This window comes from Serratia sp. CY38905 (genome assembly GCF_052168875.1).
Classification (GTDB): domain Bacteria; phylum Pseudomonadota; class Gammaproteobacteria; order Enterobacterales; family Enterobacteriaceae; genus Serratia; species Serratia sarumanii.
In genome coordinates this window covers 366,091-383,513 of the sequence record NZ_JBJNLV010000001.1, presented here as the reverse complement: position 1 = coordinate 383,513, position 17,423 = coordinate 366,091, and the positions used below count along the sequence as shown (strand labels likewise).

Sequence of the window (17,423 nt, the reverse complement as noted above, 5' to 3'; positions counted from 1 at the left end):
CAACAATGAAGCTGAATAAAAAAGTCCTCTCGCTGCTGACCGCCTCTTCATTCTTGTTGCCGGATACGGCCTGGGCGGTGACGTTCGATACGTCGCTGTTGGCCGGCGAATCGCGCGATTCCGATCTCTCGCGTTTTTACCTCAATAATGACATGCCTGCCGGCCGGCAGGAGATCGATGTGTATGTCAACCATGACTGGAAAGGGCGCTATGCGCTGCTGTTTGGCACCCAACGCGACGATGTCCAAATCGACTACCAGGATGCGCAGCGGCTGGGCATCGATCTGAGTCAATTGCCGACGTCTCAGGCGCCCCAGACGACGCTGTCGATCGCTACGCTGGTGCAGGGCGGCCGGTTCGATATGGACGTCGGCGCGCTGAGCCTGCGGCTGACGGTGCCGCAGGCGCGGGTCAACCGATCGGAGGCGGGATACGTGGATCCGGCCTTCTGGAATCGCGGCATCTCCGCATTGACGCTGGCCTACAACGCGACGTACTACCACGCCGAGGCGCGCGGCGACGGCAATCGCAGCAACAACGACGATTTTTATACCGGGCTGGAATCCGGGATCAATCTGGCCGGTTGGCAATTTCGCGACAGCAGCAGCTTTCGCCACGGCAGCGGGCGGGGGAGCCACTGGCAGAACAACACGCGCTATCTGCAGCGCGGCTTCGCCGACATCAAATCCAACCTGACCGCCGGCGATTTTTATTCGCCGGGGGATCTGTTCGACTCGGTGCGCATCCGCGGGGTGGCGCTGGCGTCGGACATCAGCATGCGCCCCAACTCGCAGCAGGGCTTTTCACCGATCGTGCGGGGCGTGGCGCAAACCAACGCCCTGGTGAAAGTGGTGCAGAACGGCAACGTGATCTACCAGGAAAACGTGCCGCCGGGCGCCTTTACCCTCGACAGCATTCAGCCGACCGGCTCGGCGGGCGATCTGTGGGTAACGGTCAAAGAGGCGGATGGGCGTGAACAGTCGTTCAGCGTGCCGTTTTCCGCCGTACCCAACATGTTGAAACAGGGCGTCAGCCAATACAGCGTGCTGGCCGGCAAGGTGAACGAAAGCAATACCGATTACGATCCCGGCTTTGTGCAGGGCACCCTGCAGTACGGTTTCAACAACCTGGTAACCGGCTATGCCGGCAGCATTTTGAGCGACGACTATCAGGCCTGGCTGCTCGGCAGCGGCTGGAACCTGCCGATAGGGGCGGTGTCCATCGACCTGACGCATGCCGATACCCGCCTGAAAAACCGCCGTGAAAGCGGGCAGAGCTTCCGTATCGCCTACAGTAAATTTCTCGATGCCACCGCGACCAACTTCACGCTGGCGGCCTACCGTTACTCCACCCGCGGTTACTACAGCTTTACCGACGCCATTTACTCTAATGACGGTTACCGCCAGCTGGAACGGCAGTTTGACCGCTGGCGCGACGAGGAGGGTTTGTCCGAACTGGATATGAACACCTGGGATGCGCTGCGGTCCGCCCGGCCGAAAAATACCTTTACGCTTAACCTGAACCAGCGTCTTAACGAAGGGTGGGGCACGCTGTTCTTCTCCGGCTCCCAGCGCGATTACTGGACGGCCAACGCGAAAAGCCGCGAATACCAGTTGGGGTACTCCAACAATCTGGGGCGCGTCAGCTACTCCGTTTCCGCCAGTCGGGTGCGCAACAGCCAGCGTGAGGAAGAGACGCGTTATTACCTGTCGTTCAGCCTGCCGCTGTCGGTGTTCGACAACAACGCCTACCTCAGCACCGGCCTGTCGGCGACGGACTCTCACTATCAGCAGAGCACGGTCAGCCTGAGCGGCAACGCGCTGGAGTCCAACCGTCTGAGCTACTCGCTGAACGGCAGCAATCGCAGCGGCGGCGACAACATGGCCGCTGTCAATGCGGCCTACCGCACCCGTGTCTCGACGCTTGGCGTCTCCTACAGCGAAGGCAACGATTATCGCCAGAGTGGCCTCAGCGCGCGCGGCAGCCTGGTGGCGATCCCCTGGCATGTGCTGGCGTCGAACGAAATCGGCAACACCATGACGGTGGTCGAGGCGCCGCAGGCCGAAGGGCTGATGGTCAACGGCGACGAAAGCATCGTGACCAACGCCCAGGGCCTGGCGCTGGTGCCCTATGCCACGCCATACCGGCAAAACTCGGTCACGCTGTCGGATACCGGCCACAGCAGCGGGGCGGAAATCAGCGGCAACGTCGCCAACCACGTGCCTTACTACGGCGCGGTCAGCTACCTGAAATTCGAAACCGATCAACGTCAGCCATTCCAGCTGCGGGCGCAGCGCGCCGATGGTGCACCGCTGCCGTTCGGCGCCGAAGTGCTGGATGAAAACGGCCGGTCGATAGGCTTTGTCGGCCAGGCCAGCGTGCTGTACCTGCGCGTCGAACAGCCGCCAACGGCGTTGACGGTGCAACTGCGCGACGGCCGTTGCCGCATCGCCAAACCGACTCTGGCGCTCGACGCGTCGCCCGGCGTTTGCCGCTAATACAGGATAACCGAACCTATGATCAGGCTGATTTTTTTGCTGCTGCTGTCCGGGTTGTTCAGCGGCTATAGTTATGCCACCTGTTTTGGCAAAGGGATCTCATTTGCACCGGCTTTGAATGTCGATCTCTCCGATAAGCTGAATGCCAACACCCCGGTGTGGGAGGAGCAATACAGCACCCAATATGTCGGCACTTTTGACTGCAGTTCTTCAAAGAGCAAATTTACCTATACGCTCAAGCTGTCGCCCGATAATAAGAATGCGGCTATTTTTGGTTTTAACAACGGCACGCAGTGGATACGCGCGCAAATCGTCAATAAGATTGGCGATCGTGAACTGTCAAAGCGCGGCGAACATTCCGCCGCCGAGTTAAATACGCCGATGACCGTGCGCTACTCATTAGAATCGAAGCCCAAAAATGGCCGTGTGGTGCCGGGGGATACGCTGATGCTGGATGACGCGCTGATGGTCTCGGACATTACCGGCATAAAGATATGGGAATTGCCGATTTGGCTGTTGCAGCAAGTCGGGAAAATACTCAGTTGGCTCCTGACCGGCAACTGGCCATATGACGAACGCGATATGTACGGCCAGCCGATGAACATCAAATACGCGCCCAAAACCACCACCTGCCGTTTCGACAACGCCGGCCTGACGGTCAGATTGCCGAAAATGGGCGTGGCGCAGGTGCTGAATAACAACCAACCCGGCTACACGCCGTTCTCGCTGAACATCAGCTGCCAGAACATGCAGCAGGAAGGCATCGCCGATCGCACCGTCGAGATGTTCCTGTCCAGCAATAACCTGCTGGCCTCCGACGCCAGCGTGCTGACCAATGCCAACGCGGGCGGCGCGCAAGGGGTGGGGCTGCGCCTGGTCAAACGCGATATGCCGAGCTCGCCGGTGGTACTGTCGCCCTCCAATGTCGATCGCGGCAGCGCCACCTCATTGTTTCACGTCGCCGCCGGCGGCAGCCTGAACAGTCACTTTATCATCGGCATGGGCGCTTATTATTACCCTTATCAGCGCGATGGCGTGACGCAGGGTGAAATCAACACCTCGGCCACGCTGAACATTATTTATCCCTGATGAATGGGTTGGTGCAAAAAAACCGGCAGCCGCCGCTGCCGGGGTTGGTTATTGATAAGTCATCGCGCTGGCGTGCAGCTTGTTATTGCCTACGATCGCGATGATTTTGTAGTAACGGGCGCCAGCCTTGGCGGTTTTGTCCGCCAACATCTTTTCCGCATCGCTCAGATTCGCGGCACCGCTAACGGTAATCACCTGGCGCGGCGTCAGGGCGTCCGCCTGTTGACTATTGATTTGCGTTGCCGCGACTGTTGCGCCTGAAAAGACAAAAGCCCCTAGCAGCATCGTTTTCAACATGACGTTCTTCATGATGTTCTCCCCAAGCGCAATACGCTTGTTCTTTGCTATGGTTGAATCTTTTTGTTTCGTTATGCTAAAGGATAAGCAGCGAGGTGCCGGCGCGGTAGTGCCTGAAAGCGTAATGCATCGTTTCCAAACTGGAAACGATAAGGAGGGGGCATGCAGGATTTGAACGATCTTCAACTGTTTGCTTTGGTGGTGCGACATGGTGGTTTCGCCGCAGCCGAGCGGGCGAGCGGCGAAGCCAAATCCAAACTCAGCAAACGCGTGGCTCGTCTGGAGGCGAGTTACGGTGCGCGGTTAATCGAACGTTCGACGCGCAGTTTCCGCGTCACGGATATTGGCCGCGATGTGTATCGGCAGTGTGAGGCGATTATCGAGCGGTTGGAGGCGGCCGATGCCATTGTCGCCCGTGCGCGCGACGAAGTGAGCGGCTGCCTGCGCATCAGTTCGCCGCCCGGTTTGATGCAGTATTATAATTCCCATCTGCTGTTGGGGTTTATGGCGCGTTACCCGGACGTGCGCGTACAACTGTTGATCCATGAGCGCCATGTGGATCTGATCAACGAAAAGATCGATGTGGCGTTTCGCATTACGAGTCATTTCGACCAGGATCAATCATTGATAAAGCGCGATCTTGGCGTACGGCAACGCATTTTGGTCGCCGGCGCGCAGCTGGTGGAGAAAGCCGGCGGCTTACCGCAGTCGTTCGAACAGCTGGCCAGCTTGCCGACGTTGTCGATGGGGGAGTGGCTGGATCGCGATCGATGGGAATTCGAGGATATTGCAGGCAATCAACGTACTTTCGTACACGTCCCCCGGCTGTGTTGCGGGGATTACAGCACGTTGCATAGTGCGGCGATTGCCGGGATGGGCGTCGCGTTTTTGCCGATCCATTTGTGTGCCAACGAATTGCGAACGGGTCAACTGCTGCGTCTGCTGCCACAGTGGCGTGCGCCGAGCAGCATTGTTCATCTGGTGTTCACCAGCGGCAAAGGCCTGTTGCCGCCGGTGCGGGCGTTTATCGATCACAGCGTCGCGGTATTCGCCGAAGCCAATCGCCGCCTCTCGATGATGCCGGTTGCCTAGCCGCCTGTCACTGCCCATCCGGGTGTTCGAAAATATGCGCGCCGGCTCCTTGCCGGCCCAATATATCGTTCGGGTTGCGCAGCGGGCAGTCGGCGAGCGACAGGCAGCCGCAGCCGATGCAGCTATCGAGATGGTCGCGTAGTACCGTCAGCCGTTGAATACGCTCATCCAGCGTTTTGCGCCAGGCGGAGGACAGCACTCCCCATTGTTCTGAGGTCAGCTTGCTGCCGATGGGGAAACGGCTCAGCGCGGCGCGGATCTCTTCCAGCGGAATGCCCGCGCGCTGTGCGATCTTGATCACCGCGATATAGCGCAATACCACCGACGGATAACGCCGCTGATTGCCGGCGTTGCGCGTCGCCTGAATCAGCCCTTTACTCTCGTAGAAGTGCAGCGCGGATATCGCCACGCCGCTGCGTTTCGCCACTTCCCCGACGGTCAATAGCCGATTGGCGTCAATCGGTTCATTTCTTGCCATTTTATCTTCCTCAACTTGACCTCAAGTTAACCTGAGGTTTTATAGTTCAGCCTGCCGGGCTTGGCAACCGGCATCTCTCGAGACCTGCCCCCGTCTTATTGGGGAGAAGGATGTCTTTGGCTGTAAAATCAGGAAGAAACCGTTATGCAACGCTTTATCAACACCGCTCTGGACAGTTATTGGCTTTGGCTGCTCGCACGTCTGTGCTTGATGGTGATTTTCATCTCGTCGGGGCTCGCCAAGCTGTTCGACATCGAAGGGAGCCTGGCGGAGATGCGCGCCGCCGGTTTGCATCCGGCCTGGCTGTTCAACCTGGCGTCGGCGGCGGTGCTGCTGACAGGTTCGGTATTGATCCTGCTGAACCGGTGGGTGTGGCTGGGCGCCGGCATGCTGTCGGTGTTTCTGATCCTGACTATCGCGATCGTCCACACCTTCTGGAATATGTCCGCTCCCAATATGCAGATTTCTCTCTACTTCGCGCTGGAACACATCACGGTGATCGGCGGGCTGTGGGTGACGGCCATCGCCAGCCGTTTGCGTCAACGTCTGGCCAACACGCGTGAGGCTGCATGATGAAACGATATCTCATTATCGCGGCGCTGCTGGCGGTACTCGTCGTCGCTGCGGTAGCGATGCGTTCCACCGCGCGGCAAAGCGAAGGCGCGCCGGCCTATCCGCCGGTGAAAGTGGCGCTGGCGCCCGCACTGCGTGAACAGGCGGCGCGCAGCTACGCCGGCGTGGGCGAGCTGGAGGCGGCCAGCCAGGTGGAGGTGGCGGCGGAAACCAGCGGCCGCATCACGCGTATCCTGTTCGAATCCGGCCAAACGGTGCGGCAGGGGCAGTTGCTGGTGCAGCTCAACGATGCGGTCGAACAGGCTGAGCTGGTGCGTCTGCAGGCGCAATTGCGCAACGCCGATCTGCTGCTGGGGCGCATGCGAAAACTGATGAACCTCAACGCCACTGCGCGGCAACAGTTGGACGATGCGCTGGCCGAGCGGGATATGGCGCTTGGCGCGGTGCGGGAAACGCAGGCCAAAATTGCGCAGAAGGCGATCCGCGCGCCGTTTTCCGGCGTCATCGGCATTCGCCGCGTGCATGAAGGGCAATATCTTAACGCCGCCGAGGCGGTGGCGAACCTGGTGGACGCCGATACGCTGCGCGTCAACTTTTCGCTGGACGAACAAAGCAGCGCCGGGTTGGCGCCAGGCCAGGCGGTGTCGGTGCAGGTTGGGGCGTATCCCGATCGCGCTTTCCCCGCCGTCATTACCGCTATCGACCCGATGATCGGCAAATCCCGCACCGTGCAGGTGCAGGCGACGTTGACCAACCGTGAGGGATTGCTGAAGGCCGGCATGTACGCCGGCATTCGCGTCACGCAGCAGCAGCGCGTGGCGGTGCTGACGGTGCCGGAAACGGCGCTGACCTACACGGCCTACGGCGATACCGTGTTTCTGGCCCAGCAGGGTGAAAAGGGCATGACGGTCAAGCGCGTTTCGGTCACCGTGGGTGAGCGCAACGACGGGCGCGTCGAGATCGTCAATGGCCTGCAGGAAGGCGATCGGGTGGTGACTTCGGGCCAGCTCAAGCTGAGCGACGGCATGGCGGCCGAGCCGGTGGCGCAGGATACCCTGAACGCCGCCCAGGCCGGTTCCTGAGGAGAGACCGATGACATTTACCGATCTGTTCGTGCGCCGGCCGGTGCTGGCGCTGGTGGTCAGCACCCTGATCCTGCTGTTCGGCGCGCTGGCGCTCAGCAAGTTGCCGATCCGCCAATACCCGCTGCTGGAAAACTCGACCATCACCATCAGCACCGACTATCCCGGCGCGTCGTCCGAGCTGATGCAGGGCTTTGTCACGCAGCCGATCGCCCAGGCGGTGTCCTCCGTCGAGGGCGTTGACTACCTTTCTTCCTCTTCGGTGCAGGGGCGCAGCGTGGTGACGGTGCGCATGGTGCTGAACCGCGACTCCACCCAGGCGCTGACCGAAGTGATGGCCAAGGTCAATCAGGTGCGCTACAAGCTGCCGGAGCAGGCTTACGATCCGGTGATTGAGCGCTCTGCCGGTGAGGCCACCGCCGTGGCCTATGTCGGCTTTTCCAGTAAAACGCTGTCCACGCCGGCGCTGAGCGAATACCTGACGCGGGTGGTGGAGCCGATGTTCACCACCATCGACGGCGTCGCCAAGGTGGAAGTGTTCGGCGGGCAAAAAATGGCGATGCGCCTGTGGCTGGACAGCGATCGGCTGGCCGGCCGCGGCCTGACTGCCGCCGACGTGGCCGACGCGGTGCGGCGCAACAACTACCAGGCGGCGCCGGGCAAGGTGAAAGGGCAGTATGTGGTTGCCAACGTGCGGGTGAATACCGATCTCACCAGCGTTGAGGAATTTCGCAATCTGGTGGTGCGCAACGACGGCAATGGCCTGGTGCGTTTAAAAGACGTCGGCACCGTGGAGCTGGGCGCCGCGGCCACGGAAACCAGCGCCCTGATGGATGGCGAACCGGCGGTGTTCCTCGGCGTCTTCCCTACGCCGACCGGCAACCCGCTGGTGATCGTCGACGGCATTCGTCACCTGATGCCGGCGATCGACAAGATGCAGCCGCCGGGCGTGAAGATGGCGCTGGCGTTCGAAACCGCGCGCTTTATTCAGGCCTCGATCGATGAAGTGGTGCATACCCTGCTTGAAGCGCTGGTGATCGTGGTGGCGGTGATCTACCTGTGTCTGGGGTCGCTGCGCACCGTGTTGATCCCGGTGGTGACCATTCCGCTGTCGATCCTTGGCGCTGCCGGGCTGATGTTGGCCTTCGGCTTCAGCGTCAATTTGCTGACGCTGCTGGCGATGGTTCTGGCGATCGGCCTGGTGGTGGACGACGCCATCGTGGTGGTGGAGAACGTGCATCGTCATATCGAAGAGGGGAAAACGCCGCTGGCGGCGGCGATGATCGGCGCGCGCGAGGTGGCGGGGCCGGTGATCGCCATGACCCTGACGTTGGCGGCGGTCTATGCGCCGATCGGCCTGATGGGCGGGCTGACCGGCGCGCTGTTTCGCGAGTTTGCATTGACGCTGGCCGGGGCGGTAGTGGTGTCCGGCGTGGTGGCGCTGACGCTGTCGCCGGTGATGAGCTCGCTCCTGCTGCCGGCCAAACAGAGCGAAGGGCGCGTGGCGCACGCCGCCGAGTGGTTCTTCGGCGGTCTGACGCGGCGCTATGCGCGCGCGCTGGATTTTTCGCTGCGCCACCGTTGGTTGACCGGCGCGCTGGCGTTGCTGGTGATGATCAGCCTGCCGCTATTGTACCTGATGCCGCAGCGCGAGCTGGCGCCGACCGAGGATCAGGCCATCGTACTGACCGCCATCAAGGCACCGCAGCACGCCAACCTGAACTATGTCGAACGCTTTGCCTACAAGCTGGACGAGGTTTACAACCGCATGCCGGAAACCGAAAGCCGCTGGATCATCAACGGCAGCGACGGCACGGCGTCCGGCATCGGCGGCATCAACCTGACGCTGTGGCAGGCGCGCCAGCGCTCGGCGTCGGCGGTGCAGGCCGATCTGCAGCAGGCGGTGAATGACGTCGAAGGCACCAGCATTTTCGCCTTCCAACTGCCCGCCTTGCCGGGCTCCACCGGCGGGCTGCCGGTGCAGATGGTGCTGCGCACGCCGCAGGACTACCCGCAGCTGTATCGCACCCTGGAAGAGGTGAAGCAGAACGCCAGAAACAGCGGCCTGTTTATGGTGGTGGACAGCGATCTGGACTACAACAACCCGCTGGCGGAGGTGCATATCGATCGCGCCAAGGCCAACAGTCTGGGGATCCGCATGAGCGACATCGGCGAATCGCTGGCGGTGCTGGTGGGGGAAAACTACCTCAACCGCTTCGGCATGGACGGCCGCGCCTATGACGTGATCCCGCAGAGCCTGCGCGAACAGCGGCTGACGCCGCAGGCGCTGGCGCGACAGTACGTCCGCACGCAGGACAATACGCTGGTGCCGCTCTCCACCGTGGTGTCGGTGGCCGTTAAGGTCGAGCCAAACAAGCTGACCCAGTTCAACCAGCAGAACGCCGCCACCCTGCAGGCCATTCCCGCGCCCGGCGTTTCGATGGGCGAAGCGGTGGCCTTCCTCGAACGGCAGGCCAATGCGCTGCCGGCCGAGTTTAGCCACGACTGGCAGGGGGATTCGCGCCAATATACCCAGGAAGGCAGCGCGCTGGCATTCGCGTTCCTGGCGGCGTTGGTGATCATCTATCTGGTGCTGGCGGCGCAGTACGAGAGCCTGAAAGATCCGCTGATCATCCTCATCACCGTGCCGCTGTCGATCTGCGGCGCCTTGCTGCCGCTGGCGCTGGGCTACGCCACGATGAACATCTATACCCAGGTCGGGCTGGTGACCCTGATCGGGCTGATCAGCAAGCACGGCATTTTGATGGTGGAGTTCGCCAACGAGTTGCAGATGCATCAGGGGCTGACGCGGCGCGCCGCGATTTTGCAGGCGGCGCAAATTCGCCTGCGGCCGGTGTTGATGACCACCGGGGCGATGGTGTTCGGCTTGATTCCGCTGCTGTTCGCCAGCGGCGCCGGCGCCGCCAGCCGCTTCGGCCTGGGGCTGGTGATCGTATCCGGCATGCTGGTGGGCACGCTGTTCACCCTGTTTGTGTTGCCGACAGTGTATACGCTGCTGGCGCGCGATCACGCGGTGGCGTCGCCCCGGCAGCGTGAACTGGCCGCGGCGCAAAAGGCGCTGACGGAATAAACCGCCGGCGCCCGTATGAAAAATAAACCCGCCGCGGCGGGTTTTTTCGTCAGTTTTTGCAGCCCATCAATTCCGGCAGGACGCCGGGCTTGCTCTTCAGCGAGGCCTGCACGTCGTCCGGCAGACCGGCCCAGATGATCAGACCGGTGCGTTTCTCGATCTCGTCCACCGTCACGCGGAATTGGCAAAAATCGGCGCCCTTCGGCGTGTTCTGATCGAACAGGAAAGCGGCATAGTGGTTCACCGCCGGGCTGTTGTTGATGAAAATCACTTTCCAGTAGGCGCTGGGGATGGTGTGCGCTTTCTGGGTGCCCGGCAGTTTGCCCATATCGCGCTCATACAGCGGGCCGGTCACGGTATAGACCGAGGAGATATCGGCGCGATCGATCAGCTTGCGTTCCTGATCTTCCAGCCGCGCCCAGGCGCCCTGGTTCAGATCGGACTTTTGCGGCGTGATGTTGGACAGGTAGTTCAGCGACTCCCAGTCGGAAACGCCCGCCAGCGAGGCCAGCGGCGCCTGATGACCGCGATCGACCTTCAACGCCGCATTGGCGCCGGTGTAATCGGCGGGGGCCAAAGTGTCCGCCGGGTTGAGCGCCGGATCGGTTTTCCAGTTGCGCGTCTTGCCGCTGGCCGGCGTGTCTTTGGTGATGTGATAGGCCACCCAGTTGGCGAACTTGGTGGTGCTGTTGTTGTTCAACGTATAAGCGTGACGCACGATCGATACGTTGCTGCTGCCGCCGGTCGGGCAGCCGACCGCGCAGTTGTCGATGGATTCGAGCGTGTCGGCCGACGCCTGCGCGGCGAACAGCAGGGCGGCCAGGGCCAACATCTTGTTGTTAAAACGCATATTCATATCCTCAATAAGTTAAAAAACACTGTATATATTTACAGTGAATTAAACTTATCGCAGTGAAACGAATACAACAATGCAACACATTCATGTTGTGAATGTGTCGGCGTTGACAGAGCGGAACGGCGCCCTGTACGCCGCTCGGACTATCAAAAACGCCAAAACGCGCGTGAACAGAGGATCAACATCGGATAGATCTCGAGGCGGCCGAGCAGCATGGCGGCGCACATCAGCCATTTCGCCGCGTCGTTCAGCGTGCCGAAACCGGCGGCGGTTTCTCCGTACCCCAGCCCCATATTGTTGATGCAGGCGGCGACGGTGGCGAAAGCGGTGACCAGATCATAGCCCATCAAGTTCAGCAGCCAGATAAACAGACAGGTGAACAGCACGTAAAGGAAGAAGAAGCTCCAGACGGAGCGCAGCGTCCGATCCTGGATCGGCGCATTGCCGACCTTGATGGTGTACATGGCGTTGGGATGCACCAGCTGGTTGATCTCGAGCCGGCTTTGTTTGTACATGATCAGAAAGCGCAGCGCTTTAATGCCGCCGCAGGTGGAGCCGACGCAGCCGCCGAAGAAACTCGCCGCCAGCAGCAGCATGATGGTGTGGGACGGGATCCGGGTGTAATCGGCGATGGCCAGACCGTTGTCGGTCATCATCGAACTGGTGAGGAAAAAGCCGTGCACGAAGGCGTCTTTGACGCCGTACATGCCCGAGCGGTACAGCTCGATACACACGATCGCCACGACGATGGCCAGAATCAACAGGAAAAAGCGCAGCTCGGGGCTGCGGTACAGCGGTTTCAGGCTGCGACGGCCGACGGCAATGAAATAGAGCGTGAAGTTCACCGCCGCCAGAATAGAGAAAATGCCGCCGACCATTTCCACCGCCGAACTGTCGTAGTACCCCAGGCTTTCGTTACGGGTGGAAAATCCGCCGAGCGACACGGTGGAAATGCCGTGGCACAGCGCATCGAACCACGGCATGCCCGCCAGACGAAAGGCGACGGTACAGGCCAACCCCAGCCCAAGGTAGATCAACCACAGGTTTTTCGAGGTATCGGCCAGGCGTGGCGTCAGGCGTTCCTCCTTGAACGGGCCGGGCATTTCCGACTGGTAAAGTTTGGCGCCGCCGATGCCCAGCAGCGGCAGCACGGCTACGGCCAACACGATAACCCCGAGGCCGCCGATAAAATTGAGCTGGGAACGGTAATAGAGGAACGATTTGGGCACGTTCGAGACGTCATTCAGCACCGAGGCGCCGGTGGTGGTGATGCCGGAGACTCCCTCAAACATCGCGTCGACCAGCCGGACGTTCAGCGTGTCATCCAGCCACAGCGGCAGGGCGCTGATCGCGGAAAACAGCAGCCAAAACATCACGATGATCAGAAAACCGTCCTGGGTGCGCAGCTGCACTTTCGACTGCCGGGTGCTGAACCAGCCCAATCCGCCGAGCGTGGCGGCCACCACCAGGGTATAGAAAAATGAGAAGGCGCTTTTTTCTTTATACAACAGCCCCATCAGCAGGGGCGGGATCATTGAAAGGCTGTAAAGAAGGACCAAAAAGCTGCAAAGATGAATAACGACCAGGATCTGTTTGGTTCTGACCATACTGTTGCTCGGAATGCCTGCCGACAATGCGTCAATTTATTGAAGTGTATCAAGCATAAAGCAGGCGATATAAAAATAACGTAAAAATTCATATCGCCTAATAAGTATGGCGGGGCGTTATTCCAGCAGGTTGTTGACCGTACGGCGCACATAGTGCGTCATCTGCGCCAGATCGTCCGGCGACACCGGGCCGCCGCCGGCGCGCACCACCTGCTGTTCGATCTGGGTAATCTCCTGCTCGACCTTGTTGGCGATCTGCACTTTGACTATTTTGTCCACCGAAGACAGCAGCACCTTCAAGACCACTTTCAGCGCGATGTTCTCGCAGAACGAGTCGTAGTGATGAACCGGCGGCGGCGGGGCCGGAGCCGGCTCGGGCGCGCGCGGAGCCAGAGCCTTGAAGCTGTCTACATTTTCAATAATAAGATCCATGTCTCTTATTAGTTCATCAAAATCTTTAGACACTGACTTATTCCCTTCGCTGTGCGCAAAAAACAGAACGCCCGTCCTCGGGCTGAAAGCGGATGAGCGACGGGCAGAACGAATTCGGGCCTGGCCTTCAGACGCTGAATGGCCGGGGGAGGGGCATTCTAACCTTGCGGCGGGTCGGCAACAAGATGGGGCCGTGCGAATGCGCGGCCCTTTGAATCACAGGCGCAGGAGGGGGCTTAACTTTTCAGCTTGGCGGTGATTTTTGCCACGTGCTCGCCCTGATAGCGGGCAATGGTCAGCTCTTCGTTGCTCGGCTGGCGCGAGCCGTCGGCGCCGGCGATGGTGGTGGCGCCATACGGGGTGCCGCCGCGCACCTGCGAAACGTCAAACAGCTCTGGCGTCGCATAGCCGATCGGCACGATGATGAAACCGTGGTGCGCCAGCGTGGTCCAGGTGGAACTGATGGTGTGTTCCTGGCCGCCGCCGGTGCCGGTGGAGGAGAAGACGCTGCCTACCTTGCCGTACAGCGTGCCGGAAGCCCACAGACCGCCGGTCTGATCGAGGAAGGTGCGCATCTGCCCGGCCATATTGCCGAAGCGGGTCGGCGTGCCGAAGATAATGCCGTCATAGTCCGCCAGCTCTTGCGGGGTGGCGACCGGCGCCTGTTGATGTTGTTTGCCCCCGGCTTTGGCGAAGGCCTCCGGCGTCATGGTTTCCGGCACGCGTTTAATCGTCACGTCCACGCCGTTAACCCGATTCGCGCCTTCGGCCACCGCCTGCGCCAGGCTTTCGATATGGCCGTACATTGAGTAATAAAGCACCAACACTTTCGTCATGTTCCGTACTCCCGCTCAGATGATTAACAAAAACCCTTGATAAGCATAGAAGCGAATGACGAACTTGGTTTTGTTGGATGGCGGATTCAGGGCAAGCGCCGCAGCTTGTGCGCCAGCCGCTGTTCGCCGCCAGTGTGCCGGCGCGGGGCGGCGGGCAGTCAGAAGGCGACGTTGCGGATAAAGCGCAGGGGCAGGTCGCCGTGGTTGGCGTAAGCGTAGCGTTGATCGCTGTTGAAGGTTTGTGCGGCGCCGGCGCTGAGCGTCAGCGTGCCTTGTTCCAGCTCCAGCGTCAGGGTACCGGCAATCACGTAGATCATTTCGCTCCAGCCTTCGGCGTCCGGCGCAGAGTCATAGCGCTCGCCCGGCATCAGCGTCCATTCCCACAGCTCGGCCCGCTGCCGTGCCGGCACACTGGCGGCGAACAGCGCCTGGCTGCCCGGCTGCGCGCCTTGCCAGGCCAATTCCCCGACCATGTGGCTGCCGCGCGCCTCCGGCGCCTGGATCAGATCGGTAAAGGAAATCGCCAGGGCGGCGGCGATCTTGTCGAGCACCGCCAGGCTGACGTTGCGATCGCCGGCCTCGATGCCCGCCAGCATGCGGCGGCTGACGCCGGAAAGCTCGGCCAGCGCCATCTGGCTCAGGCCCGCCCGTTGGCGGTAGCCGCGCAGATTGCTGCTCAGGTATTGCAGCACCTTGGGGGGATCGGTTTTTGCGTTATGCGCCGTATTGCTCATCGCCGGACTTTATCTCATACTGGCAGGATCTGTGCATTATATTGCACTCAGCAGGAAGGGCAAGCCGGTGTCAGCAGCAAAAAAATCCTTTATTTCCGCCGTGGTTCCGCAAATCAGGTTGCCGGAAGCGGTGTTGATTTTCATCACCATGATCTGGGGCGGCACCTTTTTGGCGGTGCATCACGCGATGCAGGTCAGCGGGCCGTTCTTTTTCGTCGGCCTGCGTTTCGCCACCGCCACGCTGGCGCTGACGCTGTTTTCGCTGCGCGTGCTGCGCGGCCTGACCCGGTATGAACTGAAGGCGGGCGTGCTGATCGGGCTGGCGATCATGTTCGGTTACAGCATGCAAACCGTCGGCCTACAGACCATCACCAGCAGCCAATCGGCGTTTATCACCGCCATGTACGTGCCGATCGTGCCTCTGTTGCAATGGCTGGTGCTGGGGCGCTTCCCCGGCATCATGTCGTGGATCGGCATTCTGCTGGCCTTCACCGGCCTGATGCTGCTGGCGGCGCCGAGCAGCACCGACATGACGCTGAGCCTCGGTGAAATTCTGACGCTGGCCGGCACCCTGGGCATGGCGGCAGAGATCATTCTGATCGGCGCCTTCGCCGGCAAGGTCAATATCCGCCGAGTGACCATTGTGCAGCTGGCGACCGCCTCGCTGGCCTCCTTTTTGATGATGGCGCCGACCGGCGAGTCGCCGCCGCCGTATTCGGATTACCTGCTGTACAGCGCCATAGGGCTGGGGCTGGCCAGCGCCTTGATTCAGCTGACCATGAACTGGGCGCAGCGCAGCGTTTCGCCGACGCGCGCCACGGTGATTTACGCCGGCGAACCGGTCTGGGCGGGCATCGTCGGGCGGTTGGCCGGCGAGCGTTTACCGGGCGTGGCGTTATTGGGGGGCGCGTTGATTGTAATCGGGGTGGTGGTCAGCGAGCTGCGCGTGCGGCGCAGGGATAAAGCGGCGGTGGCGACGGAAGCGGATTAGCGCAGAGACATAGAAAGCAGGAAGGGGCGGAGATATCCGCCCCTTTTGCATCACGCGGTTTTCTTCTTGCGCAGGAACACGTAAGACAGGCCGAGCACGATGAACCACAGCGGGGTGACGATCAGCGCCTGGCGGGTGTCTTCGCGCAGCGACAGCAGCACCAGCACGAACACGAAGAACGCCATGCACACCCAGCACATCAGTTTGCCGGCCGGCATCTTGTAGATCGATTTCTGGTGCAGCGCCGGGCGCTGTTTACGGTAGACCAGGTACGAGCACAGGATGATGGTCCAGACGAACATGAACAGAATCGCCGATACGGTGGTCACCAGGGTGAAGACCGTCATCACGTTCGGGATCAGGTAAATCAGCACCACGCCGCCCAGCAGGCAGATGCAGGAGAAGGTAAGGCCGTTGGCCGGCACCGCGCGCTTGGACAGGTTGGCGAACGATTTCGGCGCGTCGCCTTCCTGCGCCAACCCGAACAGCATGCGGCTGGTGGAGAATACGCCGCTGTTGGCGGAAGAGGCGGCTGAGGTCAGCACCACAAAGTTGATCACGCTGGCCGCGGCCGGCAGGCCGATCAGCACGAACAGCTCAACGAACGGGCTCTTGTCCGGCACCACGGAGCTCCACGGCGTCACCGACATGATGACGATCAGGGCGAACACGTAGAACATGATGATGCGGATCGGAATCGAGTTGATGGCGCGCGGCAGCGATTTCTCCGGATCCTTGGTTTCCGCGGCGGTGGTGCCCACCAGCTCAATGCCGACGAAGGCGAATACCGCAATCTGGAAGCCGGCGAAGAAGCCGCTGATGCCTTTCGGGAACATGCCGCCGTCATTCCACAAATGGGTGAATGAGGCCACGGTGCCGGTCGGCGATTGGAACTGCATGGCGATCATCACCAGCCCGGCGACGATCAGCCCGACGATGGCGACGATTTTGATCATCGCAAACCAGAACTCCATTTCACCGAACATTTTCACCGTCGCCAGGTTAAGGCCGAGCAGCAACAGCACGCACAGCAGCGAAGCGATCCACTGCGACAGTTCGGGGAACCAGAACTGGGCGTAGGCGGTGATCGCCACGACGTCGGCGATGCCGGTGACCACCCAGCAGAACCAGTAGGTCCAGCCGGTGAAGAAACCGGCCCACGGGCCGAGCAGGTCCGCGGCGAAATCGCTGAACGATTTGTATTCCAGGTTGGACAGCAGCAGCTCGCCCATGGCGCGCATCACGAAGAACAGCATAAAGCCGATGATCATGTACACGAAGATGATCGAAGGGCCGGCCAGACTGATGGTTTTACCGGAGCCCATAAACAGACCGGTGCCGATGGCGCCGCCGATGGCGATCAGTTGAATATGTCGGTTAGTGAGGTTTCGCCGTAGATGATCTTCTGAAGCGGGCGTCGCGTCAGTCGCTATTTTAGAGTGATCTACCATCTGATGATGTCCTGTTTTACCTGTCATTAGTGAAGTCGCGAGCTCTGAAGTGGCTCTTTTTTATACATTTATCCGGTTGGTCCGGCTTTAGTAAGGTAGTGCAATAACGCCACCTTTGTGCAACATGTTTACAACATTTATACGCAGGATAAAAGTCGATCAATCTTTACACGGAGGAGGCAAATCGGACGTTCAGGGAGCGGAAGATTACTCTTCAAAACGTGGGATTAACAGACCTTATGCGGCTTATCTCGTTGATTAAACAAAGGGTTGTAAAATTCGCATGAGAAAAAGTAATGGGTGTAAGCGTTCGACA

Annotated in this window: 15 protein-coding genes; 7 read left to right on the top strand and 8 right to left on the bottom strand. The window is 60.5% G+C overall.

Annotation, left to right across the window (positions count from 1 at the left end):
• Positions 1-5: 5 nt before the first annotated feature.
• Positions 6-2,498, top strand: coding sequence for a fimbria/pilus outer membrane usher protein (locus ACJ8MK_RS02060; RefSeq protein WP_103772764.1), 2,493 nt, complete (start codon positions 6-8; stop codon positions 2,496-2,498).
• 18 nt (positions 2,499-2,516) lie between these two features.
• Positions 2,517-3,587, top strand: a complete 1,071-nt coding sequence (locus ACJ8MK_RS02055; protein ID WP_049212751.1) for a fimbrial protein — start codon at positions 2,517-2,519, stop codon at positions 3,585-3,587.
• Between the two features lie 48 nt (positions 3,588-3,635).
• Here ACJ8MK_RS02055 and ACJ8MK_RS02050 read toward each other — a convergent pair whose 3' ends face one another.
• The gene (locus tag ACJ8MK_RS02050) at positions 3,636-3,896 is read right to left on the bottom strand and encodes a DUF1471 domain-containing protein (RefSeq protein ID WP_033637916.1); all 261 of its coding nucleotides are present in this window, start codon (positions 3,894-3,896) and stop codon (positions 3,636-3,638) included.
• Between the two features lie 150 nt (positions 3,897-4,046).
• Between ACJ8MK_RS02050 and ACJ8MK_RS02045 the strand changes: the two genes are divergently transcribed.
• The gene (locus ACJ8MK_RS02045) at positions 4,047-4,976 is read left to right on the top strand and encodes a LysR substrate-binding domain-containing protein (protein ID WP_103772763.1); all 930 of its coding nucleotides are present in this window, start codon (positions 4,047-4,049) and stop codon (positions 4,974-4,976) included.
• 7 nt (positions 4,977-4,983) lie between these two features.
• On the opposite strand, the gene soxR is transcribed toward ACJ8MK_RS02045, so the two are convergent.
• Positions 4,984-5,454 carry a redox-sensitive transcriptional activator SoxR gene (gene soxR / locus ACJ8MK_RS02040; protein WP_033637918.1) on the bottom strand — a complete coding sequence of 157 codons (471 nt, stop codon included), beginning with the start codon at positions 5,452-5,454 and terminating at the stop codon, positions 4,984-4,986.
• A gap of 144 nt (positions 5,455-5,598) precedes the next feature.
• Here soxR and ACJ8MK_RS02035 point away from each other — a divergent pair, with 144 nt between their 5' ends.
• Genes ACJ8MK_RS02035 through ACJ8MK_RS02025 form a run of 3 tightly spaced genes read left to right on the top strand, consistent with a single transcriptional unit; the run spans position 5,599 to position 10,200 of the window.
• Positions 5,599-6,027: a DoxX family protein gene (locus tag ACJ8MK_RS02035; protein ID WP_033654208.1), complete on the top strand. Its 429-nt coding sequence runs from the start codon at positions 5,599-5,601 to the stop codon at positions 6,025-6,027.
• Complete coding sequence (locus tag ACJ8MK_RS02030) at positions 6,024-7,109, top strand: efflux RND transporter periplasmic adaptor subunit (protein WP_033646555.1); 1,086 nt, start codon at positions 6,024-6,026, stop codon at positions 7,107-7,109. Before ACJ8MK_RS02035 ends, ACJ8MK_RS02030 begins: the two co-directional genes overlap by 4 nt.
• Before the next feature lie 10 nt (positions 7,110-7,119).
• Positions 7,120-10,200, top strand: a complete 3,081-nt coding sequence (locus ACJ8MK_RS02025) for a MexW/MexI family multidrug efflux RND transporter permease subunit (RefSeq protein WP_442517460.1) — start codon at positions 7,120-7,122, stop codon at positions 10,198-10,200.
• Positions 10,201-10,249: 49 nt separating this feature from the next.
• On the opposite strand, the gene ACJ8MK_RS02020 is transcribed toward ACJ8MK_RS02025, so the two are convergent.
• From ACJ8MK_RS02020 to ACJ8MK_RS02000, 5 genes are all read right to left on the bottom strand, one after another.
• The gene (locus tag ACJ8MK_RS02020; protein ID WP_015377376.1) at positions 10,250-11,050 is read right to left on the bottom strand and encodes a DNA/RNA non-specific endonuclease; all 801 of its coding nucleotides are present in this window, start codon (positions 11,048-11,050) and stop codon (positions 10,250-10,252) included.
• 152 nt (positions 11,051-11,202) lie between these two features.
• Positions 11,203-12,663, bottom strand: a complete 1,461-nt coding sequence (locus tag ACJ8MK_RS02015) for a TrkH family potassium uptake protein (protein ID WP_033654205.1) — start codon at positions 12,661-12,663, stop codon at positions 11,203-11,205.
• A gap of 117 nt (positions 12,664-12,780) precedes the next feature.
• The gene (locus ACJ8MK_RS02010) at positions 12,781-13,095 is read right to left on the bottom strand and encodes a hypothetical protein (protein ID WP_033646551.1); all 315 of its coding nucleotides are present in this window, start codon (positions 13,093-13,095) and stop codon (positions 12,781-12,783) included.
• A 236-nt stretch (positions 13,096-13,331) separates the two neighbouring features.
• Complete coding sequence (wrbA, locus tag ACJ8MK_RS02005) at positions 13,332-13,931, bottom strand: NAD(P)H:quinone oxidoreductase (RefSeq protein WP_442517459.1); 600 nt, start codon at positions 13,929-13,931, stop codon at positions 13,332-13,334.
• Between the two features lie 158 nt (positions 13,932-14,089).
• A complete protein-coding gene (locus tag ACJ8MK_RS02000) occupies positions 14,090-14,665 on the bottom strand; it encodes a helix-turn-helix domain-containing protein (RefSeq protein WP_060445610.1) in 576 nt (191 codons plus the stop codon).
• A gap of 67 nt (positions 14,666-14,732) precedes the next feature.
• Here ACJ8MK_RS02000 and ACJ8MK_RS01995 point away from each other — a divergent pair, with 67 nt between their 5' ends.
• Positions 14,733-15,656: a DMT family transporter gene (locus ACJ8MK_RS01995; RefSeq protein ID WP_033637926.1), complete on the top strand. Its 924-nt coding sequence runs from the start codon at positions 14,733-14,735 to the stop codon at positions 15,654-15,656.
• Between the two features lie 50 nt (positions 15,657-15,706).
• Here the strand turns inward: ACJ8MK_RS01995 and cycA are convergent, their stop codons facing one another.
• The gene (gene cycA / locus ACJ8MK_RS01990; protein ID WP_033637927.1) at positions 15,707-17,107 is read right to left on the bottom strand and encodes a D-serine/D-alanine/glycine transporter; all 1,401 of its coding nucleotides are present in this window, start codon (positions 17,105-17,107) and stop codon (positions 15,707-15,709) included.
• Positions 17,108-17,423 lie beyond the last annotated feature (316 nt).

Excerpts from the sequence above, each read along its gene's own strand:
- ACJ8MK_RS02000 (WP_060445610.1), bottom strand. The coding sequence starts at position 14,665 with ATGAGCAATACGGCGCATAACGCAAAAACCGATCCCCCCAAGGTGCTG.
- ACJ8MK_RS02030 (WP_033646555.1), top strand. The coding sequence starts at position 6,024 with ATGATGAAACGATATCTCATTATCGCGGCGCTGCTGGCGGTACTCGTC.
- soxR (WP_033637918.1), bottom strand. The coding sequence starts at position 5,454 with ATGGCAAGAAATGAACCGATTGACGCCAATCGGCTATTGACCGTCGGG.
- cycA (WP_033637927.1), bottom strand. The coding sequence starts at position 17,107 with ATGGTAGATCACTCTAAAATAGCGACTGACGCGACGCCCGCTTCAGAA.
- ACJ8MK_RS02050 (WP_033637916.1), bottom strand. The coding sequence starts at position 3,896 with ATGAAGAACGTCATGTTGAAAACGATGCTGCTAGGGGCTTTTGTCTTT.
- ACJ8MK_RS02010 (WP_033646551.1), bottom strand. The coding sequence starts at position 13,095 with ATGGATCTTATTATTGAAAATGTAGACAGCTTCAAGGCTCTGGCTCCG.
- ACJ8MK_RS02045 (WP_103772763.1), top strand. The coding sequence starts at position 4,047 with ATGCAGGATTTGAACGATCTTCAACTGTTTGCTTTGGTGGTGCGACAT.
- ACJ8MK_RS02035 (WP_033654208.1), top strand. The coding sequence starts at position 5,599 with ATGCAACGCTTTATCAACACCGCTCTGGACAGTTATTGGCTTTGGCTG.
- ACJ8MK_RS02025 (WP_442517460.1), top strand. The coding sequence starts at position 7,120 with ATGACATTTACCGATCTGTTCGTGCGCCGGCCGGTGCTGGCGCTGGTG.
- ACJ8MK_RS02020 (WP_015377376.1), bottom strand. The coding sequence starts at position 11,050 with ATGCGTTTTAACAACAAGATGTTGGCCCTGGCCGCCCTGCTGTTCGCC.
- ACJ8MK_RS02015 (WP_033654205.1), bottom strand. The coding sequence starts at position 12,663 with ATGGTCAGAACCAAACAGATCCTGGTCGTTATTCATCTTTGCAGCTTT.
- wrbA (WP_442517459.1), bottom strand. The coding sequence starts at position 13,931 with ATGACGAAAGTGTTGGTGCTTTATTACTCAATGTACGGCCATATCGAA.
- ACJ8MK_RS02055 (WP_049212751.1), top strand. The coding sequence starts at position 2,517 with ATGATCAGGCTGATTTTTTTGCTGCTGCTGTCCGGGTTGTTCAGCGGC.
- ACJ8MK_RS02060 (WP_103772764.1), top strand. The coding sequence starts at position 6 with ATGAAGCTGAATAAAAAAGTCCTCTCGCTGCTGACCGCCTCTTCATTC.